The organism is Elongatibacter sediminis, assembly GCF_037892215.1.
GTDB lineage: Bacteria > Pseudomonadota > Gammaproteobacteria > Xanthomonadales > SZUA-36 > Elongatibacter > Elongatibacter sediminis.
Window position 1 is genome coordinate 277148 of record NZ_JAZHOG010000005.1, and the last position, 25102, is coordinate 302249.

The following is a 25102-nucleotide window of genomic DNA, read 5'->3' on the forward strand; positions in this document are numbered from 1 at the left end:
GCACTATCCAGGCTGGCTGTGAGCGGCCCGGTACTCCGCCTCCAGTCGATCCACCACGTTCCCGATGGGCTCGATTTCGTGGATCGTGCCGATCCCCTGCCCGGCCGACCAGATGTCTTTCCAGGCCTTGATCTTGGTGCTGGACCCGGTCAGGTCCATGCGGCCCTTGACCGGCAGGTTGTCCGGATCCAGCCCGGCCGCCACGATGCTGGGGCGCAGATAATAGGCGTGCGCACCGGTGAACGAGCTCGACAGCAACAGGTCGTCGAACGTCGACTCCACCACCATCTGCTTGTACGGCTCGAACGCGATGGACTCCTCGGTGGCGATGAACCGGGTACCCATGTAGCTCAGCTCGGCGCCGAGAATTTCGGCGGCGCGAACCGCGCGGCCGTCGCCGATCGCGCCGGCCAGAATCAGGATGCCGTCGAAAAATTCACGCACCGCGGGCACGAAGGCGAAACCGGCCATCTGACCGGTGTGGCCTCCGGCGCCGGCCGCGACCAGGGCGAGGCCGTCCACGCCGGCTTCGGCCGCCTTGCGGGCGTAAGCGACGTTGTTGACGTCGGCGATCACCAGGCCGCCATAATCGTGCACCACCTCGACCACCGCGCGCGGGCTGCCCAGGGCGGTGATGACGATGGGCGGCCGGTATTTCTGTACCAGGGCCAGTTCCGCGTCCAGGCGCTCGTAGGTGCTGTGCACCACCAGGTTCTGAGCCCACACCGGCGTCGCGCCAACCTCACCCTGGCGCTGCATCGAATCAAGTTCGCCGGTGATGCGGTCCAGCCAGGCTTCGAGATCGTCCAGGGTGCGGGCATTGGGCGCCGGGAAGGAACCGACAATGCCGGACCGGCACGCGCCGATCACGAGATCCGGCCCGGAAACCAGGAACATGGGCGCGCATACCACCGGCAGGCGCAGGGTCGCGCGCAAGGCGGCGAAGCGGTTTCGCGCTTCGGTCTGACTCATGGGTGACTTCCCTTGTTTGCGTCTAGTAACTTTCATTATTAGACTATCAAATCCCCCTCAACGCAACCGCTCCGGCGACAAGGTGCCCACCCATGGAATTGCTGACCCCCGGCCTGCTCACCGTCATGGCCGTCGCCTTTGCCGTGGGCATCGGCGCCGTATTGCTGCTGTGGCTCATCAGCATCCCGATCCGCGACGCCAGCATCATCGACATGTTCTTCGCGGTCATCCTGATGGCGATCACCGCCGCCTGCCTGCTGCTCGGTGACGGCTCGACCGAGCGCAAGGGACTCATCGCCGCCATGGTCGGACTGTGGGGCGTACGCATTACCTGGCACCTGATCCGGCGCAACTGGGGCCACGGCGAGGATCCCCGCTACACCAAGCTGAGGAGCTGGGTGCCGGACGACCGCAGTTTCAACCTGCTGGCCCTGCGCCAGGTGTTCCTGCTGCAGGGCATCGTCCTGTGGTTCGTGTCGCTGCCGATTCAGTTCGCCGCCGCCCAGGCCGCCCCGGCGCCGGGCCTCCTGGCCTGGGCCGGTGTGGCGTTGTGGGCCCTGGGTTTCACGGTCGAATGGGTCGCCGACGTGCAATTGCGCCGTTTTCGCGCCGACCCCAGCCGCGCCGGCACCGTGCTGAACACGGGGCTGTGGCGTTACTCCCGTCACCCCAATTATTTCGGCGAACTCTGCGTGTGGTGGGGCATCTTCCTCGTCGCGGCCGAAGTGCCCCTGGGCTGGCTGACCGTGATCGGTCCCATCGTGTACTCTTACCTGGTGATCAACGTGACCGGCCAGCGTACGCTGGACAAGAAGCTCGCGCGGGAAAAACCCGGTTACCGGGCGTACATGGAGTGCACCAGCGGCCTGGTACCCTGGCCGCCGCGACGCCGCTCGTAATTGCCGCCCGGCATCCCCATCTCTGAACCGGAATCCCGACACCCATAAACCCCACATGGCTTCTTCCAAACACGACCCCGATCCGAGAACTCCCGTTGACTCGGACCTGATCCTGAACAGTGCGGTGGCGCGTGCGATCACCGTCATTGGAGATCGCTGGGTGGGCCTGATCCTGCGCGACGCCTTTCTCGGCATCCGACGTTTCGAGGAATTTCGGGCGCGCAGCGGCGCGGCCCGGGGAACGCTGACCTCCCGCCTGAAAGCCCTGGTCGAGCACGGCGTGCTGCGACAGGTCGTGTATCAGAAATCGCCCCGGCGATTCGAGTACCGGCTGACCCCGATGGGGATCGACCTGTACGCGTTCATCCTCGCAGTGTGGGACTGGGAAACCCGCTGGAGCGAGGAACGCGATATTCCCCAGAAGCTGGTGCACACCGGCTGCGGCAAGCTGATGCGCCCGGAAATCCACTGCCAGGCCTGCGACGCGCCGGTGCGCATGCGCGAGGTGCGGTTCGAGGCGCGCGAACCCTCGGCCGAAGCCGGGAACATCCCGGCGCGTTTCCAGCGCCGCTCAACCGGCACCCGGGCACAGTCAGCCGATGTCGATCACCGCTTTTTCCACGTGCTGGACGTCATCGGCGACCGCTGGACCGGTCTGGTTCTGGCCGCGACCTTCTTCGGGCTCTCACGTTACGACGAAATCGCCCGCGCCATCGGTATCTCGACCAACATCCTGTCGAACCGGCTGAAACTGCTGGTCGACGCCGAGGTGCTTTCCCGTGAACCCTACCAGAAGCGCCCGTTGCGTCACCGCTACCGGCTGACCTCCAAGGGCGCCGACCTGTACCTGACCACGCTGGAGATGCACGCCTGGGCGGAACGCTGGCTGATGGCCCCGGACGAGCGCCCGTTGGTGCTGCGGCATCTGCCGTGCGGTCACCTGCTGGAAACCCGCACCGTATGCAGTGCCTGTGGCGACCCGCTGGACGTGCACAACGTCACATTCGAGCGCGACGCTGACGACTGAATCAGCCGGCGGCGGTTTCCTTCAGTTCGCCTTCCAGGTACTCGACCAGCTCGTCGATGGTGCACTGCGATTTGTGGGTGAAGGCGTACATGTGAGTCGGGCGCGGTTTGCGATCGAACCACACGGTTTCCTCGCCGATGGGGGGTTGCGCAGCGACCAGCCACAGAGCGGTGTCCGCGCCCTGGCGCGGCGTGCGCAGAATGAAGTTCTGGATTTTCCAGAAAATCGGCAGTGCGGTTTTTACTCCGGGCGTCTTCGACCAGCCCGGATGGGTGACGTAACAGCGAATGCCTTCGCCGCCCCATTTTTTGTTCCAGTGCACGGTCAGGGCCACCTGGGCCCGCTTGGCATAAGCGTAGGAAACCTTGCCGTTGTACTTCTCGGGACTGGTGGTGTTCAGCCCACGATAGCCCAGTGGAGCGTTGTACATGCCGCCGGAGGTCATATTGACGATCACTGCCCGATCGGCCAACGCACCCGCGTCATGCAGGCCTTCGGTGAGCTGGTAATGGCTCAGTACATTGGTGACGAATGAACTTTCCTTTCCTTCCGGGGTAATGGTGAGCTCATTGAGCAGCAGGCCGACATTGTTCTGGATCACATCGAACTTCGCTCCCGACTCCACCAGGCGCCGCTGCAGATCCGCAGTGCCGGAGACCAGCGACATGTCGGCCGTCTCCAGCTGTACCCGTTGCTGCGCGTCCGGCTTCAGTCGGGCCCGGGCCGCCTCCAGCCGCTCCTGGCTGCGCGCCACCGCGATTACCCGCGCGCCGCCCTCGGCCGCGACTTTCATCATCGCGGCGCCCAGGCCCAGTGACGCTCCGGTCACCAGCCAGGTCTGCCCGCTGAAATCCAATTTCGGACCGGCGCCCCAGAACGGCCGACGGGCCCAGTAACCGATCTTGGTGTAATTGGGCGTGAAACGCCCGTAGAACGTGATGATCTTGACCAGGTCTCGTGTTGTCATGGTAGGTCGTTCCTGTTGGTGTGTTGCCGTAGCGGGATTTTTCGATGACGGCCCGGAAGGCACCCGGCGGTACTCCGATGCCCTGCAAGCGAATCCGGCCGCGCCTGCGCTAATGGCCCCGCCCGCCGGGGCAGCGTCCCGACGCCCGCGCCGCGAGTGCTTACGTCGCGAAATCGCCGCCCGCGATAGAAACTTGCATAATCGAACTTAAAATACTCAATGTCGCCGGGGCCGTCAATCCGCGGGAGCGGCGGCGGCTCAGCGAAACCGGTGGCCGCCGGACATCCGGACATCGTTCCCAACCACTTTGATGGGCCACCGGCAGCCGTTTGACCCGCCCGGAACGGCGCGCTATCTTCAAGTTCAATAATGCAAGTGAAGAGTTGTCGACATGGAGCCAGAAACCCGCCACGCCATCTGCCGCTTCTGCCACGCCATGTGCGCGGTGAAGCTGACCCTCGAAGACGGACGGGTGACCCGCATCATCGGCGACAAGGACAACCCGGTCTATCACGGCTACACCTGCATCAAGGGCCGCAACTTCCACGAGTTCCACTACGCTCCGAACCGGGTGCTGCATCCGCTGGCCCGCGGCAGCGACGGTGAACTGCAACCCCTACCGCTCGATGAGGCGTTGGATGGCATCGCCGGCAGACTCTCGGCCATCATCGCCGAACACGGTCCGCGTTCGGTCGCGATCTACGGCGGCACCTTCAGCAATTTCTGCCCCGCCGGGGTAATGACCCGGCACGCCTTCATGGACGCGATCGGTTCACCGATGCGCTTTTCCAATGCCACCATCGACCAGCCCGGCAAGCCCATCGCAATGGCCCTGCACGGCCGCTGGGGCGCCGGACCACAACCGTTCGACAGCGCTGATGTATGCCTGGTGATCGGCGCCAACCCACTGGTCTCGATGTGGGGCGGCGTGCCGCCGTTCAATCCCGCCCGGCGCCTGCATCAGGCACGCAAGCGGGGACTGAAGCTCATCGTCATCGATCCGCGACGCACCGAGACCGCACGCAAGGCCGAGCTGCACCTGCAGTGCCTGCCCGGCAACGACGCCGCCATCCTGGCCGCAATGATCCGGGTGATCCTCGACGAGGATCTCCACGACGCCGGATTCGTCGACGCCGAAACCCAGGGGTTCGACGCCCTGCGTGACGCGGTGGCGGCGTTCACGCCGGAAGCGGTGGCGGCCGTCGCCGGGCTCGAACCGGAAGCCATTCGTGAGGCAGCCCGCCTGTTCGCGGGCGCCAGGCGCGGCATCGCCACCGGCGGCACCGGCTCGAACATGGCGCCCTTCGGCACGCTGATGGAGTACCTGATGCTGGTGCTCAATACACTGTGCGGCCGCTGGATTCGGGCCGGGGAGACCATTCCCAACCCCGGCGTGCTGTTCCGCATGTCCACCGGCAAGGCCCGGGCCGAAAAGCCGCGGCCCGCTTACGGCTTCGGCGAGCCGATCAGGGTACGTGGCCTGGCGGATACAGCGGCCGGAATGCCCACGGCTGCCCTCCCCGACGAAATCCTGACGCCGGGTGAAGGACAGATACGTGCGCTGTTCGTGGTCGGCGGCAACCCGATGGCCAACTGGCCCAACCGAAGCAAGGTCGAACAGGCGCTGAAGTCACTGGATCTGCTGGTGGCCATCGACCCGCAGGTGGGCGCCACTTCACGCCTGGCCGACTACGTGATCGGCCCCAAATTCGGGTTCGAGATTCCGGCCACTTCATTCGCCAGCGAAGGCATCACGTTTTATGGCCTGTCCCTGGGCATGCCCGAGCCCTGGGCGCAGTACCAGCCGGCGCTGATCGACCCCCCCGAAAATTCCGAGGTGATCGAGGACTGGCGCGTGTTTTACGAACTGGCCCGCCGCATGGACCTGGAGCTGTCCTGGTTCGGACAAGCCTACGACATGACCCGGCCACCGACCACCGACGACCTGCTGGAGCTGTTTCTCAAACGCGCACCGGTACCGCTGGACGAAATCAGGGACTACCCCGGCGGGCGCGAGTTTCCGGAACAGGCGGTGCCCGCGGCGGCCAAAGAATCCGACTGGCCGTTCCGGCTGGAACTCGGCCATCCGGACATGATGACCGAACTCGGTGCGCTGGCCGACGCACTCGGCCACCCGTCCGCGCTGGCGGCGTCGATCACCGGATTCGACGGGCGCCCGCTGCTGCTCACCAGCCGCCGCCAGCACGAGGTCTACAACTCGGTCGGCCAGGACCTGCCGGCCTTGCGGCGCAAACGACCCTACAACCCGGTGTACCTGAACCCCGTGGACGCGGGTGCCATCGGGGTCGGCACCGGGGATGCGGTCGAACTTCAGACGGCCGCGGGCTGCGTACCCGGCATTGCCGAGCTCGCCGAGGACGTACGCCCCGGCGTGGTGTCAGTGGCGCACGGCTTTCCCAATCGGGACGCCGGTGAGGCCGGCGCCGGCGGATTCGCCGGCACCGCGGTCGCCGAACTGCTGGACGATGCCGTCGGCTACGACCGTTTCAGCGGACTGCCGGTGATGAGCGCCGTGCCGGTGGTGGTGCGGGCGGCCGGGCCGGCCGCCGCTTGAGGCTTTGTGTCGTCGGTCAATGCTTGCGCGAGGTGTGTTCGTGCACGATCTTCCAGCCATCCGGGCCGCGGTGCCAGACGTGGCTGAATCCGCCGTCGATGGTCTGATCGGGAAACACATGCTGGAAATCACCGCTGGCGATGGCCACGTCCGGGCCGGCGAAGCGCACCGCGACCGTACCGGTGGCGAAATCCCCCATGGCTTCTTCGGTGGTCCATGACGATGTGAACAGGTCGTGTATTTCCTGCCAGCTGCGCAGCGCCTGGCCGCCGAACAGCAGCGAGGTGTCGGTGCCTTCGCGATAAGCCGCCAGGTAGCCCGCCATGTCACCCCCATTCCAGTCTTCCTGCAGTTTGACGGTCAAGCGCAGGATCTCCGCCGTATCGCGGGCTTCGCGTTCCTCGGCGGTCGGCGGTTCCGGGGTCAGCGCTTCGACCAGCGAAGCGTGGTCGTAATACTCGCGCCATTCGGTCACCAGGCCGTTTTCAATTTCGAGCACACCGACCACCGGCACCCGTGAGTGCTTGCCGTTGTAGACGAAATCGTCGGTGCGTTCGAGCACGACGGCATCCCCGACCACACCCTGGTTGCGAATCTGCAACTCGATCGCTTCAATCCCCGGCGCGAGCTGACCGAGGCGTTCACGAATCGCGGCCCGCCCGACAATCGGCTCCAGCATCACGCTGTGCAGCACACCGTCCTCGGCGAACAGGGCGTACACCCGCTCCCAGTCCTGATCGTTCCAGGCCTGCACCATGGCCTCGGCCACCTCGAGCTTTTCCTGGCCGGCGGGGGGCGGTGGTGCGCAGGCGGCCAGCATCACGGGGAGGGCGAACGGCAAGGCGGTGCGCAGAACAGAGCGGAAGAGCTTCATGTCGGACTCCTGGAACAGTGGCTGGATCAAGCCGGGAACCGGACGTTGCGCCGGGCGCACGGCCGGAAATCAGGCTTACTTGCATAATGAGACTTTTGTAGTCTAGGCTAGCCGCTGCAAGCAATCAACGCTGCCCGCCGGGGCGCACAGGGAACACGGGGAGCGAAACCACCGATGCGCCACTGCACCAGCCTGACCATCGAAGCGGAATGCAGATGAGCGATTCGGACTCTGCGGCAACAGCGCCACCCGCACCTCCTTCCGGCCCGGCCGGCAATCCGACCCGGGAAGCGCCCTGGCCGAAACCGGTCTACGCCTGGTACGTCGTCGGCGTGCTGATGCTGGCCTACACCAACTCCTTCATCGACCGGCAGATTCTCAGCCTGCTGATCGAACCCATCCGCCGCGATCTGCAGATCACCGACACCCAGATCAGCCTGCTGGCCGGCATTGCCTTCACCATTTTCTACACCGTGATGGGCGTGCCCATCGCGCGGCTCGCCGACCAGCGCAACCGGCGCCGCATCATCACCTTCGGCCTGGCCTTCTGGAGCGTGATGACGGCCACCTGCGGCCTGGCCCGAAATTTCTGGCACATGTTCGCCGCCCGGGTCGGAGTCGGCGTGGGCGAAGCCACCCTGTCGCCGGCGGCCATGTCCATCATTTCCGATTACTTCCCGGTCGGAAAGCTGGCGCGCGCCATCAGCATCTACTCCATGGGCGTGTATTTCGGTGCCGGCCTGGCGCTGATCATTGGCGGCCTCGTCGTCCAACTGGTCTCGCAGGCGGGCAGCGTGACCCTGCCCGTGGTCGGGGAGATCTTTCCGTGGCAGATGACATTTTTCGTCGTCGGCCTGATGGGTCTGCCGGTGCTGCTGTTGCTGATGACGGTGCGCGAACCGGTGCGGCGCGGGGTTGCGGCCAGCGGCTCGGCGGAAGCGGCCGCGGCCAGTTCCCTGCCGGCGCTCAAAGCCTTCATCAGGCGGAATGCCCGCACCGTGGTATTCCACTTCGCCGCCTTCTCGTGCATTGGCGTCGGCATTGCCGGCTTTCTCGTTTGGACGCCGACCCTGTTCATCCGCACCTGGGGGTTCGAAGCCTCGCAGATCGGCTTTATCTACGGTTTCATTCTGTTCATTGGCGGCACCTCAGGCGTTTATGCCGGCGGCTACGTTGCCGACTGGCTGCAGAACCGCGGCCACGACGACGCCATCCTGCGCGCGGCGTTCTACTGTTCCGTCGCCGTGGTTCCCTTCGCGGTGCTGACCCCGTTGGCGCCCAACCCGTCTCTGGCCATTGCCGGCCTCGCCGTGACCGCTTTCCTGCTGGCGTTCCCGCAGGGGCTGCCGGCCGCCGCGCTGCAGGTGATCACGCCCAACGCGCTGCGCGCGCAGATGACGGCCGTGTACTTCCTGGTCGGCAACCTGATCGCCAACGGCTTCGGACCCACCTTGTATGCGCTGGTGACGGATTACGTGTTCAAGGATCCGGCCATGCTGCGCTACTCGATGGCCTGGGGCAGCGGCATCGTGCTGCCGCTGGGCGCGCTGTTTGCCTGGCTGGCGCTCAAGCCCTACCGGGCCAGCGTGATCGCTGCGCGCAAGACCGCCGCCGAGTACGCATCCGGCTGAATCGGCGAGGAGTCGGAATCGCTCAGTGTCGCTCGGCCTCAGGCGCTGGGGATGCGGGCGTGACCGGCCGCGTTGGCGCGGCTCCGAAACCAGGCGGCGATGCGAATGAATATCGCGGCCGCCATCAGTACGACGAACGCAATGTAGACTCCGTTTTCCTCGTGCCCGCGCAACGCCAGCAGCATCGTGAACAGGAATGGCAATCCAATCCAGTAAAGCCCGGCGGTGTGCAGCCGCTTCCAGTGGCGCGGACCCAGCGCCCGGGTCGGGGCATCCCAGGAAGTGATCAGCATCAGGAATATGAAGGCGTAGGCGACCACGCCGAGCAATACCGTCAATAGCTGCAGCCCGTCACCGGTGACGCCGAACTTGAGCCACAGAATCAGCACCAGATGCACCGTCATGACCGCTGCGAACGCAATACCCAGGTAGCGGCGATTACGCATCAGCCAAAGCGGCACCGGGCCGCGCCGCAGCACCTGCAATGGCCGCGCGACGAAGATCAGCAGGTAGATCAGCAGGGCCAACTGGGCAGTCAGCCGCAGCGCCTCACCCAGCGAAGCCTCGCTGATGCCCGCGAGACGAATGCCGGCGAACGTCGCGCCTCCGCAGACAGCCAGGGTACCGATCAGAACAGACGTGTTGCGTTGGTTGTTGTTCACGACCTCTCCCTCCTGTTGCCAGCATAGCAGCAAACCCGGCCGATCCCGGACGCGACCGATCCCACGCCGACGCGCTCAACCGCTCTTCGTGGCTCCCAGGGGGCGGATTTGCTCTTCCAGCGACCGGGTCTTGTCCGTGACCACACCCCCGGTGTGACGGGTCGACTTGCGCTCGATCAGCATGATCAGGCATTCCTCGTCGGCAACCGGATTGTGCCGCACGCCGCGCGGCACCACATAGGCATCACCGGATTCCAGTTCCACCGTCGCCTGCTCCATTTCGATGCGCAATCGTCCACGCAGCACGTAAAACAATTCGTCCTCGTCATCGTGGGCGTGCCAGGCCAGAGTGCCCTTGACTTTGGCCACCTTGACGTAGGAGTCGTCCAGTTCGGCAATCACCCGCGGCGACCAGTATTGCTTGAGGCCGGCGGCGAGCTGTTCGGGTGAAACCGGTGCTTTCATGATGTTCTCCCCGGGCGCCTGGGCAAATGCCCCTCACGAAACGCCGATCAGGTAGTGCAGACCCTGGCCCACTGCAAAAGCCAACGCGGCGGCGGCCGAGCCGCTGGCGAGCGTGCGCAACCCGGAACGCAAGGGCCGGCGGCCGAAGGTAAACCCCTTGGCCATGCCGATGGCGAAGAATGTGGCGCCGGCGATGATCGCGCTCAGCAGGAACTGCCGTTCGAGTGGCACAGGGGCCAATAGCGGCAACAGTGGCATCGTGCCGACCGCCACGAACGCACCGAAGGTTGCGAGGGCCGCATACAATGGCCGAGCGGTGGCGCGTCCAACACCGTATTCTTCGGCCAGCATGGTATCGACCCACAAGTCCGGATTCGAACAGATCGTATCCACGACATGCTCCAGCACCTCGCCCTCGAACCCCTTGCCGGCGAAAATCTGCCGGATCTCTTCCCGCTCACCTTCGGGCACGCGTTCGATGTGGCGAAACTCGGTACGCCTCAGATCGTCGACGTATTCGCGCTGCGCCTGGATGGCCTCGTAGTTGCTGACGGCCATGCTGAATCCGTCGGCCAGCAAATTGGCGAACCCCAGAACCAGGGCCACGATCGGAGCGAATCCGGCCCCCACCGCACCCGCGACGATGGCGAAGGTGGTCACGCAGCCGTCAATACCGCCGAGTACCGCATCGGACACGTAACGCACGCGTGGTCCCGTCTGCAAACGCCGCCGAATGGCGGACGGCTGGTGGTCACGCGCCAGGGTCACGTCATCCGCGTTTTGCGCCGCGGTGGAATCGTGGCTGGACGAATGGGCCATGCCACACAGAATATCAGGTACGCAGCGGAACCGGCGCCAGGGCCTCAGGCGGAGGGTTCGGAACAGGGGCGGCTAACCTGGGAGTCGCCGGCCACCCGGAATCCTTCACATCACGACGCGGCCGCCGCCGGCCGGACCGGAACCGATTCAGCCCGCCCGGCCGCCGTCAGTGCCACGAATTCTCCTTCCAGGCGACCCACCAGACGGGTTCCGAGGTGCAGTTCGGAAACCACCGTGATCCGGCCCCGCCCGCGACGTTCCAGCGTGCGCTCGAACCGGCTCCAGGCGGCTTCCGCCGGCCGGCTGGCCCGGGCCGTGAATCGCCCGGTGATGGGCTCCAGGTATTCCATGGTATTGCGCTGGATGACGAGTTGCCGCGACCGGCCTTCCCGGTTCACATTGAGGTGCATCAGCGACCAGGCGGCCAGCAGCGCCAGAGCCGTCGCACTGCCGCCAAACACGGTATCGCGATGATTGATGTTCGGGGCCAGCGGAGCGGCCACCACCACCATTTCGGTGGAGGCGGTTTCCACCTCGGCCTGCATGGCCGCGGACAGGGGAATATGCGCATGCAGGTAGTCCTGCAGTTCGGTCGTCGAAACGTTCATGTCGGTTGCAGTGCGGTCCTCGTTTGTGGCCGGCAGTCGGTGCCCGGTTGGAATCGGGTGATCGTGAGATCGTAAAGGCTTTAATCGCGCCGCTCGACCCGCCACGGCGGGTGTTTCCGGTTCTCCCCCGCCCAGTAGAGGATCACGGGATTCCCGGCCGGATCACGCAGACGCGCCTCCCGCCAAAGGTAAGAATGATCGGTTGGCGGCTCGTCGAACAGGAAACCCCGCGCCTCCAGTTCCGCCACCCACTCGTCCAGAGGCTCGTGCTCGAAGTAAATCGCCGTATGACTCTCCACGGGCCCCTCGGTCAGGGACAGCGAAAAGGTCGCATCTCCTTCCGGGCACTCGAAACGCGCATAGTGCGGCGAATCGACAATCTGAATAAAGCCCATACGGCGATAGAACGCCGTTGATGCCTCCATGTCAATCGCCGGCAGGGTGACCTGGTTCAGGTTCATCGCCAGTGCCTCAGTTCCGCGGTTGCAACAACCAGGCTGTCTCGTTGGCCTCCACCTGGCCTTTCAGACCGCCGGTGACCTCGCGCGATTCCAGCCGTTCGATCTCGAATTGGGCCGCGTAGTGACCTCGCACCTCTTCAGCGACCAGCGAAAACGGCGGGCCGGCCATTTGCGCCTGGTCATATTCAAACGTAACCAGCAACTGCGGCGCCGTGCCGGTGATGTCCACCAGGTGTGCCGTATAGCGCACGCGCATCTCCTCTGGCAGCGCGACCAGGGCGGCGCGGTCGTAGACGGCATCCACGGGACCGAGCTGGTCGGCCGTGAGATCGAACAGGTCACCGACGAATATTTCGAGCCGGCCGGCGCGGTAACAATCCAGCGCACCCGCCGGGCTGACCTCCGGTTGCAGGCCGGATTCCTCGAACAGTTGTTTAACGGCCTGTTCACTCAATTCCGCGCCAACCATCCGCAGCCCCCGGCCGGCCAGCCAGGCCAGGTCGCGGGTTTTGCCGCACAGGGGCAGGAACACGCGGCTGCCTTCCGGCAGGTTCAAACGGTCGAAGTGCCTTACCAGCAGCCCGTTGGGTTCGCCTTCGTGGAAGCCAATTTCGCCCCGCTCCCAGCACTCGTGCCAGAATGCCTCCCGCATCACATCACCTCCTGCCTGCCAGGTTCGCGGCCGAATCCGGCCAGTGTTCAGAATCCATCATCGTCGTAGGCTCCGGTATCGGAGTACTCGCGCTTGAGTCCGGCGAACTCGGTAAATACCCGCCGGTGGCACTCCAGGCCGTACTCGTCATCCCGGGTCTCGTAACTGCGTACCCAGTCGATCAGACCGGGGAGAACGGCGTTCTGCTCGGCCTGGCTGGCGAACTTGTCCGGCTCCCACGGTCTTTGCTCACAATGCGCGACACAGGTTTCAACGCCCGGGTTGAGAAAACGCAACTCGGTGCAGTGCGGAAGAGCCGCGGCGGCAATGTCGCCGTAACACCCTTCGATGATCCAGGAATCGTGGGTGTCCAGAAAATTCTGCAACGCTGCCAGGGAGTCGCCCAGGGGCCGGCGTTCCGCGCCCTGGGCGAACGCGATCGCGTCCAGCGACAACACCGGAATATCCCGCCCCGCTGCCAGCCGCCGCGCCATCGTCGACTTGCCGGAACCGGCATTACCCAGGATCACCACTCGCATGTCAGACACTCCGGTTCGTCAGGGTATTGAGGCCCGTCAACCAAACCCGGCTGGCACGGAACACCGCCTCAAGGCTCCCATTGCGCGATGAAGGTTCGCGGCCATTCACATCGTAGAGTCCTGCCAATACGTCAGCGGCCGTTGTCGTCCCGGGCCTCGTTCCGTTTCTGCTCGTACTCGGCATAATCCGGACCGGCCTGCCGCATGCATTCGTCGTACCGCACTGCAGGCTCATTGACGCAGCGACTGCGTTGCTGGGCCTGCAGGGAGTCGTACACCTGCCGATCGCTACACGCTGACGATGCCATGGCAATCAGGGCCACCACGGCAAGGCGCACCACACCACCCGCCGGAATTTTTCGCCCGGCATGAGACGCTCGCTGATTCGCATCGAATTTCTCGATCATGGAAGTCTCTCCGGCGGTACACCACCGCTCGTCGCCGAGCATCCTACACCAAGCATGGAGAGGTTTCCCGTCTGTCCGGATCACCCCGTCGCACGGCTTTACCATCCCTCAAAAGCCCGAGCCCCGGCCCGGCTCAGCCGTCGCTCAGATGGCCGAGCGCGGCCGCATTCGCTTCCCAGTTCTGCCCGTCGAAAGGAATGACCACGATCTCCTCCACCGTCGCCCGGTCCAGGCACCGCGCGTTGACGCTGAAGCCATCGGGATTGGAGCGCGGCACATAGAACGGCCGGCAGCCGCAGATCCGGCAGAAATAGTGCCTGGCCACCCGGGTATTGAAGCGATACTCCGTGAGTTCGTCCTCGCCCCGCAGCAGGGTCATGCGGTGCGCGGGAACGATCAGGTGCAGGAAGCCCGTACGCTCGCACATCGAGCAATTGCAGGCATGTGCTTCGATGCGGGCCGGAGCCTGCACTCCCAGGGCCACCGCGCCGCAGTGGCAGGTGGCGGTGTGGCGAACCAGGGTGTTTTCGGAGGGGGCTGCGTTCATGATCGGTACTGCACCAGATCCCATCGATTACCGTACAGATCCTCGAACACCACCACGGTTCCGTAGGCCTCCTCGCGCGGCTCCTCGGCGAAGCCCACGCCAGCATCCTGAAACCGGCGGTAATCGCGCCAGAAGTCGTCGGTTTTCAGAAACAGGAACACCCGCCCGCCCGTCTGGTTACCGACGAACGGCTCCTGCTGCCGCGTGGACGCCTGCGCCAGCAGCAGCGATGTTTCCGCCGAGCCCGGCGGCGCCACCACCACCCAGCGCTTGTTCTGCTCCGGAATTTCGGAGTCTTCGACCAGCCGGAATCCCAGGGTATCGACGTAAAACGCCAGCGCTTCGTCGTAATCGCGGACAACCAGCGCGACGTGGGCCAGGGACTGTTGCATGACTGCGCTCCAGGGGTGCGGGCGTCATACCCTAGCACCCGGGCGGTCGTTCAGGTAGTCCGTGCGGGTGGGTCGAACGCGCGCACGCCCTTGCGCCAGAAGTACACGGCGAACCCACCCGTCACCAGTGGCAGCACCAGCCCGAACTCATCCAGGAACCACGCCGAGTTCGCGGTCTCGGCGGTCAGGGGCGAGAAAAACTTCTGGAGAAAAACGTTGTGGCTCATGTGGAAAATCACCGCGGGCCACAGGCTGCCCGTGGCATAGCGAAAATAAGTCATCACCACCGACATCGATACGAGGGTGATCGTGAAGAACGTCAACTGATAACCGAGGGGCACCTCGGCATTGCCGTAAATGCCCAACAGCATGATGGGCCAGTGCCAGGCCGCCCAGATCAGTCCGCTGATCAGCGCCACCCAGGTGAACCCGAGCCTCCGGGCGAGGTCGGGTACGAGCACTCCGCGCCAGCCCACCTCCTCGCCCAGCACGCTCGGCAACAGCAGCACGAAACTCACCGTGGCCGTCAACACGAAGTGGAACGTGATGAGAGCACCGTCCGACCACGATTCGAGCGAATACCCTTCGCGCAGGGCCGCGACCTGGTCTGCGTCATACCACGTGCCGAGATCCAGGCTCCAGATCAAGCCGTAGGCAAGCGTCGCGTAACCCAGTGGAACGAGGTAGCTCGCCCACTGGCTCCGCCACGATTTCCAACCCCAACCCAGGGAGCCCAGGTCCTTTCGACAGAGCAGGCACGCGCCAATCGCCGCCAGCCCCACGGTCAGCATCAGCGGGCTGGCGCTCTGCAGCCGGAACACCAGCCACAGGCCCAGCGGATACAGCGCGGCTACCAGCAACAGAAAAACGAGGGTCAAACGATGCAATTTGATCACGGAAGTGTCCACCATCAGGCCGGGTTCATTGAAACATGCTTTTTGAACAGACGTTTGCCGAACGATTTGGTTACCCGCCGGCTACACCTGCAGGCGGTCTCAGTACATCGCGAGAATGATGGCGCCACTGCAGAATCCGACAACCGTCGCGGACACAAAGCCGACGACCAGGGGCCGGTAGCCCAGTGCTCTGAACGATCGCACATCGGTCTCCAACCCGACCCCCGCCATGGCGGCGCACAGGCAATATTGCGACAGGCTTTTGGAAACATCGAGCCACTGGTGCCAATCCTGCCGGTCGAACAGACCGAAAGGCGAGGTCCCCAGGTCGCCCACGCTGCGCACCACGCACAACGCGACAAAGCCCAGAATGAAGAAGGGAAAGACCCCCGCCAAAGCGGGTGTGCCGGCCGTGGCGGAAGAATTCCGCCGATTCCCCGCCCGGGTTTGAAGTTCGGCGGCGGCCGTGGCGCGGGCGTGCAACAGGCATACCGCCGGCAGAATCACCAGCATTGACAGATTGCGAACGAGCTTGGTGACCGTCGCAATTTCAAGGACCTGCGGGTCGGCGAAGTAATGCTGGTAGAGCAGCGCAGCACCAATGACCTGGGAGGTATCGTGCACTGCCGCTCCGAGAAACACGCCCACCTGAACGGATGCGCCATCGAATACGTACCGGGCGAGAACGGGATAGACCATCATGGCCGAAAGCCCGAACAGGGTGATGCAGGTGACTGCGTATGAAGTGTCTTCCCGGCGCGCCCGGATCGCGGGCGCCAGGGCCACGATGGCGGTCACTCCACAAATGCTGGTGCCGACCGCGAGCAAGGTGCCGAGATCCCGGGACACATCCATGCGCCTGGCCAGCCACCGAACGCACACGTAGGCCAGCACGATGCAGGGAACCACAACCGGCAACGCCAGCAAACCGATCCGACCGGCTTCCAGCAGGCTCAATTGAAGCCCCAGCAGGACGATCCCCGCCCGCAACACATGGACCGAACTGAACTGAACGCCCGGTTGAAACCGGGGATTCAACCCCAGCGTGTGACGCACGAGAATGCCCAGCGTAAGCGCCAGCAGGATCGGGCTCAGCGGACTGCGCGCCGAATCCGGGATCAAGCCGGCCGAAAGACCCGACAGCCCGAATGCGCACCCCGCCAGCACAACGGACAGCGACAATCCCGGGAGCAGCGTTTTTGCTGTCGAGGTGAAACCGGGAGACGTCACTTGCAGTCACTCCACCTGCGGAGGAGAGCCGTGTGGCGGGAACACGGCAACGCATCGAGGAAGTCGTGCGCCGGGAAAAGCCAGGTGCCTGCATTGACCATCAACACAGTATCAATCGGCCACTTGAACCCGGAACAACGGACTCATCACGGCATCCCGGAACAGGTGAACGTTGACATGCAGGCTTCCTGCCTGCTCTGCGGCGAATTCAAGCAGGTCATCGAGCGCGTCACGGTCGTAGTAAGCGCCGTTGAAGAAGAGGCCGGCCAGGCTTCGAGTATGCGCGATATCGTCCAGGGGACTGGCGTCGAGCAGGAGCAGGTCGCCGGACTTGCCGATAGCGACCGATCCGTAATCGGCTTCCCGCCCGGCGAACCCGGCCGCATCGAGCGTCGCACTGCGCAGTGCCGCCGCCGGTGACAGGCCGCCCCGGACCAGCTCCACCAACTCATCGTGAATGCCGAATCCCGGGAACACGTAGGTGTCGCCCGCGTCGGTGCCGGCCAGGATCTTCACCCCGGCCGCGTGTGCCTGACCCACGTGCCCCAGTGCCATCCGGTACAGGTTCGGGTAGAGCTCACGTCCGGAGGCATCCGGCGCCTGCGCGGCGGCCCGGTCGGCGTCCGGCGCCCACATCAGCCTGCGGAACAACCAGGGAATGTATTTCAGGCGCGGGTCGGCCCGAAAATCCGGGTCACTCGCCAGCGCACCCATCTGCAGCACCTGCAGGGTGGGAGTCCACCAGGTATCGCTGTCCGCCATCGCGGCCATCAGCTCCGCGCAGCGAACGGCGTCGTGATCGTCGAGCATCGACCAGCGCAGGTCCGCATCGTAAGCGGCCAACGGGTCCGCCAGGGCCCGGAATTCGGCCGCGCCAACGTAACACTCCTGCAGGAACAGCCGCGGGTGCTCGACGCTGCGCTGCCCGGCCGCCAGCATTTGTTGGAGGGACACGCCGAGCGGACGATGCCCGGCCAGGTCCAACCCCTGGCGCCGGGACTCATCGGCCAGTATCCGGTAGGCCCCCGGCGAAAGCTCCGAGTAGGTCTTCAGGAAATCTGCTCCGGCTGCGCGATGGAAAGCCACCAGTTGGCGGACCTCTGCGGCGTCGCGGGCCTTGAAGAAGGCCGGAAAGCCCTCGGGCACTTCACCGCCGCCATTGATCTGAAAACTGCTTTGCAGCACGTACCGGGGCGAAGGCCCGTCACCCTTCCCCAGCGCGTCGTTCCAGGCCCGGCGGTCGTCGATGCAGGCGAACAGGCTGTCCGGTTCCGACAGGCAACCCGACATGTCACGCACGCCGGTCACGCCGTTGGCGATAAACAGCGGGTGCATGTACTGGGGCGCGATCTTAAGGGAATGGGTGTGCATGTCCCATAACCCGGGAATCACATACTTTCCCGAGCCATCGATGGGAATCAGCGCGGTATCCGCTCCTGACAAACCGGCCGGATGCACGGAGGCGATCCGACCGTCACGCAGTACCACGTCCATATTGCGGCGCACGCTGCCCGTTCGGACATCGACCACCGCGACGTTGCGGATGTGGAAATTGCCCGCGAGACCATTCCGGGGCGGTTCCGGCAGGGGCCAGAGCAGCAGACCGACCGCCGTGAACAGCACCAGCACGACCAGCACGAAGGTCGACCGCAACAGTTTCTTGAACATGAGATTAGACCCGGTATTGGACCGCTATTGTCGTTCAGCGGGCGACGCATATCCAACGATGCGACAGTCAGTCACGACGTGCGATTCCAGGATACGGCCGACCGGAGCGAGGCCCGGACCGGTTCCGGCACCCCGGTCAACGAACCATCGGTCATCCCCTTCAGCCGACCCATGGAACAACTTCACCCCCGCTCTCCTCGGGACAAGCCTTCGGCTTTGCTGTGCTATGCATCCGCAGAGTTCACGAACAGAAGCACCAGGAAACTCGACGCCGCGTAGATGAACGCACCCTCGAACGAGGCGGTGCCAATCTCGGTTTGCCACATCTGGAACAAGGCGCCGCCAATGACGATGAAGCCACCGAACCAGACGAGCATGGCCATTCCAGCCCCCAGAATTGCGTACTTCTTGGCTGAATTGAACACCTCGGCGGGTTCCTTCAGGGCCCGCTTCAGATCCCAGGCCCCCTTGAACGACAAAGCCCCGATCAGAAACTCGCCGGTGATGATGGCGAGCAAAGTCATGGTGACCCATGCCGGATGCGTTATTGGCGGAAAGATGGGAGCGTCATAGTACTCATGTCCTTCCATACTCAGCACATACGCGATCGCCCCATGGGCGGCTTCCCAGTTGGCGAGATTACCGGCGACGTAAAGCCCGCCCTGCAGCCCGACGAACACCACCAGAACGATTTTCAGAATCCGAATGGCCACTGACACCTCCTTTCGCTTGCGCAAAGACAATAAATACTCATCATGGTCAACTTCGAGTTACCCGGCCTCTCGAACGTCTTGTTGCCCTCTGGCAGTAGAGCACCCGGCCATATTGCGACCAGCTTGCCATTCAGTCTATCGATGGAATCGGCCGGTGCCGAGGATGCAAACATTCCCTGTTGCGCTGAAAGCCACCGCCGGGAAACCTAACTGGACGGAAGCTCCCCGGAAAGCCAATGGAGTACGTTCAGCACGAGCTGCTTCCAATCATAGCCTGCGGTGTTCATGCCCGCGGCGAGGGCCGATCCGTCTTCTTTCTCAAAGTTCATGGCCGTGAATCCGTTCGAGTCCCCAAAGGCCGCCACCCTGCCTGCGCCCACTCTGCCCGCAAGCGCCTGGGAGTCGCCCATGCCGACGGGCCCCACGCCGGTGGGGTGTTGCCGGTTCTCGGCGGCGGGAGAGAGCCGGAAGAGATTGGCATAGCCCTCGCCGGTCAGCGAACTGCCGCCGAAGCTAACGACGCGTTCGATGGCTTCACCTTCGTTTCGCCCATTGATGATCGGGTGCTGAGTGTCGAGAAGGCCGTTCTCTCGCGAATAGACGATCCAGCCGGGACTGCCGTATGCCTCGTCGTGATGCTCCGTGTCGGCCACGTATCCAACGCTCGACGCCATGCCGAAGCGTTGCAGCAGCGGATTGATGGCCTGATCGAAGGGCGCGTGCTCGCTGAAAACCAGCAGTGAACCGCCTGCTTCCACCCAGTCGTGCAGCGCGGTGATCTCGGCCTGGGTGAAGGTCGTCTCCGTCGTGACTTCGGTTTTGGTCGTGAAATCGAACGGCAAGGCCGTGACGATCATGACGATGTCGAACCTCGCCAGGTACTCCGGCGTGAATGGCTCATCGTCGATGATCGGCTGGTAACCGTCGGCCGCTGCCAGATCGGCAAACGGCTCGATGAATTCCCACTGAACGAAGAAATTGTGGTGCGCACCATCCAGAAGAATGATGGGACCCTCGCCATGCGCGTACGCAGGCGCCCGCACGCTCGGATCGAATGCAGGGTCATTCGACATGGGCCAGTCGGCGAGAGCAACGCTTGTGTATAACAAGGCTGGCACGAGGAGGAAATATGCGAATCGGCTCATGATTTTCGTGGTTGGCTTGTTAGCTGGCATTCTTTTGTCCAATTTCCGTACGAGCGTAACCTTGTCTCCCGAGACGACGAAATCGTCGATGGTGGTGTTCATATCCGGCAGCCCCGCGACGCGAACCGAGTCTCCGGTTCGAAGGCCAGCGCGGAACTGTTGTCCCGCAACCCCGCCGAGCCGACCGTCGTATCGCCATCGGCCCCGACGAGTGACCAGGCCACCCCGACCAGACCTTCATCGGCGAGAACGCGCTCCATCCGCGCGCCGAGATCGGCTTGGACAGCCGGGCACAGGCGCGACCACGCGAGCGCAATCGTGAAAGCGATGAAAATTCGCGCGGTTCGTGCGGACACCATCGGGCAACAGTCTAAAGGAATCGGACGAATGTGCCCGGAGTCGGACGGCGGGGCGACGAAGAAGCCCAATCCTCTGAAGTCAGTATAGAAGTTGAGCCCCGGGATACCACGACGGAACGCGCGCTGTGCGGCGTCACGGACATCCGCGCCGCCTTCAGCGCACCACCGCCGCCATGACATCGAAAGCGACCAGGACCGGGATGCCGATGAGGAACACCGGGTGAACGCGGCCGAGCGTACGGATGTCGTACACGACGAAGGGGACCAGGAGCAGCAGCTGCCAGGCATGCGCCACGGCGACGTGATGCTCGTGAGCGAGACCGGGCAGCAGCCAGCCCATTCTGAAGAAGGCGGCGTCCAGTACCGCGAAGGTGCCCAGGAACATCAGGCGCTTGTGCGCGGCGGGTCTCGTAGTCCGCCACAGGTACGCCAGGCCGACACAGATACCGAAGCCGAGCAGGCGTTTGGACTGGATCAGCAGCACCATGGGCTCCCCCAGCCCCGCCCGGATCTGGTCCACGGTGATGGCCAGGATCAAGGTGAACACAACGGGCGCCAGCACCAGCGCGGCGACCCCCAGGTTGCGGTGCACAGCCGCCTTGCCGGCCCCCATCAGCCAGGACTGCGCGGCCAGCAGCGCCATCCAGGCCGACATGGCCGCGGCGTGCAGATGAATGATGAGCGGCGGGTTGGCCTTCTCGCCGGTGAGAATGGCCACCGAATTGGGCGCGAACCCGATCACCGCGACCGCCGCGAAAACGGCCCCCATGACACCGAAGAAAGAGAACCGACGGGTAGACCGGACGACCGTGCTCAAGCTGGGGGTCTATTCATGGGTATTGACGACATGGCCCGTCGTAGAGCCAGTCCGCGCAGCGAACGTACGTGAATCCCCCGTCAGGCAGCATTGAGGGGGCGAATGCGCCGCACACTGTCACGAATTGCGTTACCGGCCTCCCACAGGTCCACGGCCCGCTGAGCGTTCAGCCAGAACTCGGCGCTGTTGCCGAACAGCCGGGAAAGCCGCAGCGCCATCTCCGGGCTGACGGCTCGTCGCTCCCGCAACAGTTCGTTGACCGTCTGACGAGAAACGCCGATGGCTTCCGCCAGACCGCTGACCGTCAATTCGTAGTCCGGCAGAAAGTCCTCCCGCAGCATCTCTCCCGGATGCGTCGGGCGGCGCTTCATGCCCGTCTTCGTAATGCTCATCCTACTCTCCGCCACTAGTAGTAATCACAGACCTCGACATCGTACGCATCGCCGTCCACGTATCGAAAACATATCCGCCACTGATCATTGATTGAGATCGAGTGTTGGCCTTTCCGGTCGCCCACCAACGCATGGAGTCGATTCTCCGGTGGCGTGCGTAAGTCCTGAAGTGAAACTGCGAGGTCTACATACTCGAGCTTCCGCGCCGCACGTTTCGCGACATCTACCGGGAAGCGCTTTGCCGAACCCGACTCAAAAAGGTCTCTGGTACGTTTGTCGGCAAACGTCTTGATCACACGGCACATCGTAACGTGTCACGTGACACAGTTCAACTTTGCCGAGCCTGTTTCATGAGCGGGCGGCGCCAAGCAACCGCCCGCCCCGACGGCGATCAGCCGTAGTGGAAGACGTCGAGCTTGTTGCCATCCAGGTCGCGGAAGTAGGCGGCGTAAAAGCCCTCACCCCCCTCGCCGCGGAAGCCGGGCGCGCCTTCGTCGGTGCCGCCCAGTTCCAGTGCTTTCTGGTGCACCCGGTCGACGTGCTCGCGGGACGGGGCCGCGAGCGCCGCCATCACGCCATTGCCGACGGTGGCTGGCTTGCCGTCCCACGGCGTCATGATGCACAACAGCGGCTGCTCCATGGACACGCCCCAGGCGTAGCCCCGCTCGCCAAACTCCATCTGGCGCGTGGCGCCTATTTCGGCCAGCAGCGCATCGTAGAACCCGGCGGCACGCGGCACATCGTTCGTTCCCAGGATTACGTAACCGATCATTTTCTTTTCCTTTTGCATCGACGTTCGGATGAACTCGGGAAGGATACGCTAGACGATTCCGGTTGCGGTGGAAAGGTGAGAGAGGGGAAAGGTATCCGGCCCCAATTCTTTTTCACCAACTTTCTTGTTTTCCACAATGTTTGGAAGGCTCGACCCCCTCACTCAGCATTCAGCTGAGCCTGGCGCCATGAACATGTGGCTAATAAAAACCGCTGGTTACAAGGTTCTACTCAAAACCGTCAGCAAAAAGCTGATCCGGGTCCAGCGACCTGATCGTCAGCGCTACCGGCGCTGACAGATTGACGCCGCCATTGCTGGTGCCACCTGAATCCTGCACACGGACTTGCAGCACGGCGGTGCCATTCGCCTGGTTTTGCAGCGTAAATCCAAGGTTGCCTGTAGCTAAGTCAACGCTGGGTGGAACCGCGAAAAAGTTCGCCGGCGCACTGCCTGAAAATACAAACTGGAGAGCCTGTTTGGACTCATTGGCCGGGCCGGGAGATATAGCACTCGCCCAGCCGGTTTCGGTATGCGCCGTCCCCGGCGCCAATTGCAAGTCAAGCGGGTTCGCCGTGAAGCCCGGCGCATCATTGACCGGGGCCAGGTGGATCGTGGCTTCGCCGGTCATCACGGTGCGCTGGTCAGTGACCTGGTACTGGAAGGCGATATCGCCGTACATGTCGGGGTCGTCCGGGGTGAAGGAAAAACCACCGTCAAAGGTAAGGTCGAGCGTGCCGCTCAAGCCATTGCCATTGTCGAGAGCCTGGCTCCCCGCGTTGACGATTGCCAGCGGGTCGCTATCGACATCGTTTGAAAGCACACCCAGGGAAGCTGAGAACACAACCGTGTCGCCCTCGAGCAGGTGATAATCATCATCGTTGGCTACGGGCGGAGTGTTGGCGATCTCAGAGCCCCGCTCTGCAGCCCCGATATCACAACCATCATCACTGTCTGTCACCGAGGGATCATCAATAGCCCGGTCCAGGGTGACTGGGTTATGAAATCCGCGTTGATCGGCTGATTTTGCCACGCATTTGCCATGATCGATCAGCAGGCTCGTTTCGAGTGGCAATGCGGTGGGCGTCGGCCCGCCATTGTCCGCCAATGCCCCGAGTTGGGGATCGAGAATGGCCGGGTGCAAACCAACCCAGTCATTGTTGATATTCGGCTGGCCTGCAGGAAAGGTGCCGGCATGGCCCAGCGCATCTGAAATAAAGTTGAACCCGGATGACAGAATCGAGCCTGAAATGTCATTCTCGAAATATACGGACCGATCTTCGTTGAGCGCGACCACGGTGTTTCTCAGGGTGGTTGAAACGCTGCTGCCGGCCCAGACACCACCCCCGCCGTTGATGGTCACGCCGTTCTGGTTGGCGTTGAAGTCCGCGATATTTTCCGTAATCGTCGAGTGCCTGATCTCCAGGCTGGTGTCATCCTCGGGAAAACCAAATCCTCCAACAGCAATGGCGCCTCCAGGACCGAAGGAATAGTTTGAATGAAAGGTCGAGGAGTCGATGACGATGGAAGAATCGAAAGGGTCAGCGGAACGCGCCAGTATGGCTCCGCCGGAAAGGTCTTCCAGCGCATTGGCCCTGGGCAGGTTTTCCGCCCTGTTGCCCTTGAACGTGCTGTTTCTTATGGTGAGACTCACCCCGGCACCGACAAAAATGGCGCCGCCCCCGGTTTCCTGGCTGCCGCTTTCGTCGTCGTTGACAAAATTGTCCTCAAACACTGAATTGACGATCAGGATTTCGGGTTTTGGCGTATTTGAGGTGCCATAAAGTGACATGGCGCCACCGCCGCGGTCGGCGCTGTTGTCGAAAAAGTGCACCCGGCTTATATTCAATTCACTGCCGCTGCCCAAAGACGCGCGAATGGCGCTTCCGTCATCGGTGACCCGGTTGCTTGCGAGAGTGAGATCCCGAACCGTATAGCTGGTAGTGGCGACGCCAGTCTGGAAATCGAACAGCCGGTTTTCGGCAAGATTGGTCAGGGTCAGCACCTCCCGCCCAGGTCCCAGAATCTCCACCGAGCCTGTGACCAGCAGTGTGCTTACGGTCTGGATGACCCCCGTCGAAACTGCTGGTGAGAACTCAATAACGTCAACGATGGGATCAAGTTCACCCGCTGCGCACTCTCCAACACTCGCGCCGGATGCCGCATTGATATTCGCTGAGTTGATCGCTTCGGTCAGCGTGCACTGGCCATCATCGGCCACCGTGAAGCCATCCGCATTGCCTGCGTTCACCGTGATGGTTGCGGCGAACAGGGTTTCGATGCTGGCCAGGAATGCGCAGGCAATAGCCGTACATATCCATCGCATCATCTTCCATTTCATGGTGAATTGCCTTCCCTGACAAAAAAGCAAAGCAGGGACTGTAACAGCCGAGCCCCGGAATTTCATTATGGAAACCGGGGTCGGGCTACTCCAAGGGCATCCCTTCCGGTTTTTGTTTCAGTAATTCTTTTGATTCAGCTCTTGAAGCATCATTTAGTGGTGCCCAAAAAGCCGCGTCAAGACAGCGCAGCATGCCGCGTCTTGTCCAGAATGCTTAGCAGGCTCGTTTAGAGGTAGGAAAGTGAGCTCCAAGCCGGAAATGTCCGTCGATGTTC

The 25102-nt window shown here is 63.4% G+C and carries 28 protein-coding genes; 4 read left to right on the forward strand and 24 right to left on the reverse strand.

Annotation, left to right across the window (positions count from 1 at the left end; translation table 11 throughout):
• Positions 1-3: 3 nt before the first annotated feature.
• Positions 4-972 (reverse strand): NAD(P)H-dependent flavin oxidoreductase, encoded by a 969-nt coding sequence (locus V3330_RS09665; protein WP_354695206.1) that lies wholly within the window; start codon positions 970-972, stop codon positions 4-6.
• A gap of 92 nt (positions 973-1064) precedes the next feature.
• Between V3330_RS09665 and V3330_RS09670 the strand changes: the two genes are divergently transcribed.
• The gene (locus V3330_RS09670; RefSeq protein ID WP_354695207.1) at positions 1065-1871 is read left to right on the forward strand and encodes a DUF1295 domain-containing protein; all 807 of its coding nucleotides are present in this window, start codon (positions 1065-1067) and stop codon (positions 1869-1871) included.
• A 55-nt stretch (positions 1872-1926) separates the two neighbouring features.
• Complete coding sequence (locus tag V3330_RS09675) at positions 1927-2898, forward strand: winged helix-turn-helix transcriptional regulator (RefSeq protein WP_354695208.1); 972 nt, start codon at positions 1927-1929, stop codon at positions 2896-2898.
• Between the two features lies 1 nt (position 2899).
• Here the strand turns inward: V3330_RS09675 and V3330_RS09680 are convergent, their stop codons facing one another.
• Positions 2900-3865, reverse strand: a complete 966-nt coding sequence (locus V3330_RS09680) for an SDR family NAD(P)-dependent oxidoreductase (protein WP_354695209.1) — start codon at positions 3863-3865, stop codon at positions 2900-2902.
• 391 nt (positions 3866-4256) lie between these two features.
• On the opposite strand from V3330_RS09680, the gene V3330_RS09685 reads away from it, so the two are divergent.
• On the forward strand, positions 4257-6440 hold the full coding sequence (locus V3330_RS09685) for a molybdopterin-containing oxidoreductase family protein (RefSeq protein WP_354695210.1): 2184 nt from the start codon (positions 4257-4259) through the stop codon (positions 6438-6440).
• A 16-nt stretch (positions 6441-6456) separates the two neighbouring features.
• Here V3330_RS09685 and V3330_RS09690 read toward each other — a convergent pair whose 3' ends face one another.
• A complete protein-coding gene (locus tag V3330_RS09690) occupies positions 6457-7314 on the reverse strand; it encodes a nuclear transport factor 2 family protein (protein ID WP_354695211.1) in 858 nt (285 codons plus the stop codon).
• A 215-nt stretch (positions 7315-7529) separates the two neighbouring features.
• Between V3330_RS09690 and V3330_RS09695 the strand changes: the two genes are divergently transcribed.
• Complete coding sequence (locus tag V3330_RS09695; protein ID WP_354695212.1) at positions 7530-8945, forward strand: spinster family MFS transporter; 1416 nt, start codon at positions 7530-7532, stop codon at positions 8943-8945.
• Between the two features lie 38 nt (positions 8946-8983).
• On the opposite strand, the gene V3330_RS09700 is transcribed toward V3330_RS09695, so the two are convergent.
• The 21 genes from V3330_RS09700 to V3330_RS09800 all read right to left on the reverse strand — a co-directional run bounded on the left by V3330_RS09700 (position 8984) and on the right by V3330_RS09800 (position 24827).
• Complete coding sequence (locus tag V3330_RS09700; RefSeq protein WP_354695213.1) at positions 8984-9607, reverse strand: ferric reductase-like transmembrane domain-containing protein; 624 nt, start codon at positions 9605-9607, stop codon at positions 8984-8986.
• Positions 9608-9682: 75 nt separating this feature from the next.
• Positions 9683-10072: a cupin domain-containing protein gene (locus V3330_RS09705; RefSeq protein ID WP_354695214.1), complete on the reverse strand. Its 390-nt coding sequence runs from the start codon at positions 10070-10072 to the stop codon at positions 9683-9685.
• 33 nt (positions 10073-10105) lie between these two features.
• Positions 10106-10891 carry a VIT1/CCC1 transporter family protein gene (locus V3330_RS09710; RefSeq protein ID WP_354695215.1) on the reverse strand — a complete coding sequence of 262 codons (786 nt, stop codon included), beginning with the start codon at positions 10889-10891 and terminating at the stop codon, positions 10106-10108.
• Positions 10892-11001: 110 nt separating this feature from the next.
• Complete coding sequence (locus tag V3330_RS09715; protein ID WP_354695216.1) at positions 11002-11499, reverse strand: YiiD C-terminal domain-containing protein; 498 nt, start codon at positions 11497-11499, stop codon at positions 11002-11004.
• A gap of 80 nt (positions 11500-11579) precedes the next feature.
• Entirely contained in the window at positions 11580-11960 is a 381-nt protein-coding gene (locus V3330_RS09720) for a VOC family protein (RefSeq protein ID WP_354695217.1), read from the reverse strand.
• A 10-nt stretch (positions 11961-11970) separates the two neighbouring features.
• Complete coding sequence (gene tmpT, locus V3330_RS09725) at positions 11971-12612, reverse strand: thiopurine S-methyltransferase (RefSeq protein WP_354695218.1); 642 nt, start codon at positions 12610-12612, stop codon at positions 11971-11973.
• Positions 12613-12659: 47 nt separating this feature from the next.
• The gene (locus V3330_RS09730) at positions 12660-13151 is read right to left on the reverse strand and encodes a P-loop NTPase family protein (RefSeq protein WP_354695219.1); all 492 of its coding nucleotides are present in this window, start codon (positions 13149-13151) and stop codon (positions 12660-12662) included.
• Between the two features lie 131 nt (positions 13152-13282).
• Positions 13283-13558 (reverse strand): hypothetical protein, encoded by a 276-nt coding sequence (locus V3330_RS09735; RefSeq protein WP_354695220.1) that lies wholly within the window; start codon positions 13556-13558, stop codon positions 13283-13285.
• Between the two features lie 133 nt (positions 13559-13691).
• On the reverse strand, positions 13692-14105 hold the full coding sequence (locus V3330_RS09740) for a GFA family protein (protein WP_354695221.1): 414 nt from the start codon (positions 14103-14105) through the stop codon (positions 13692-13694).
• Entirely contained in the window at positions 14102-14497 is a 396-nt protein-coding gene (locus tag V3330_RS09745) for a VOC family protein (RefSeq protein WP_354695222.1), read from the reverse strand. Before V3330_RS09745 ends, V3330_RS09740 begins: the two co-directional genes overlap by 4 nt.
• Before the next feature lie 50 nt (positions 14498-14547).
• Positions 14548-15393, reverse strand: coding sequence for a CPBP family intramembrane glutamic endopeptidase (locus tag V3330_RS09750; protein WP_354695223.1), 846 nt, complete (start codon positions 15391-15393; stop codon positions 14548-14550).
• Positions 15394-15492: 99 nt separating this feature from the next.
• Complete coding sequence (locus tag V3330_RS09755; protein ID WP_354695224.1) at positions 15493-16623, reverse strand: YeiH family protein; 1131 nt, start codon at positions 16621-16623, stop codon at positions 15493-15495.
• A gap of 111 nt (positions 16624-16734) precedes the next feature.
• Positions 16735-18291, reverse strand: coding sequence for an amidohydrolase family protein (locus V3330_RS09760; protein ID WP_354695225.1), 1557 nt, complete (start codon positions 18289-18291; stop codon positions 16735-16737).
• 224 nt (positions 18292-18515) lie between these two features.
• On the reverse strand, positions 18516-19004 hold the full coding sequence (locus V3330_RS09765) for a DUF2165 family protein (protein WP_354695226.1): 489 nt from the start codon (positions 19002-19004) through the stop codon (positions 18516-18518).
• A 206-nt stretch (positions 19005-19210) separates the two neighbouring features.
• Positions 19211-20251 (reverse strand): hypothetical protein, encoded by a 1041-nt coding sequence (locus V3330_RS09770; protein WP_354695227.1) that lies wholly within the window; start codon positions 20249-20251, stop codon positions 19211-19213.
• A complete protein-coding gene (locus tag V3330_RS09775; protein WP_354695228.1) occupies positions 20248-20505 on the reverse strand; it encodes a hypothetical protein in 258 nt (85 codons plus the stop codon). Before V3330_RS09775 ends, V3330_RS09770 begins: the two co-directional genes overlap by 4 nt.
• A 157-nt stretch (positions 20506-20662) precedes the next feature.
• Positions 20663-21325, reverse strand: a complete 663-nt coding sequence (locus V3330_RS09780) for a hypothetical protein (RefSeq protein WP_354695229.1) — start codon at positions 21323-21325, stop codon at positions 20663-20665.
• Between the two features lie 80 nt (positions 21326-21405).
• On the reverse strand, positions 21406-21717 hold the full coding sequence (locus V3330_RS09785; protein ID WP_354695230.1) for a HigA family addiction module antitoxin: 312 nt from the start codon (positions 21715-21717) through the stop codon (positions 21406-21408).
• A gap of 14 nt (positions 21718-21731) precedes the next feature.
• On the reverse strand, positions 21732-22013 hold the full coding sequence (locus V3330_RS09790; RefSeq protein WP_354695231.1) for a type II toxin-antitoxin system RelE/ParE family toxin: 282 nt from the start codon (positions 22011-22013) through the stop codon (positions 21732-21734).
• 95 nt (positions 22014-22108) lie between these two features.
• Positions 22109-22489 carry a VOC family protein gene (locus V3330_RS09795; protein WP_354695232.1) on the reverse strand — a complete coding sequence of 127 codons (381 nt, stop codon included), beginning with the start codon at positions 22487-22489 and terminating at the stop codon, positions 22109-22111.
• Between the two features lie 226 nt (positions 22490-22715).
• Positions 22716-24827, reverse strand: coding sequence for a cadherin-like domain-containing protein (locus V3330_RS09800; protein WP_354695233.1), 2112 nt, complete (start codon positions 24825-24827; stop codon positions 22716-22718).
• Between the last annotated feature and the right edge of the window lie 275 nt (positions 24828-25102).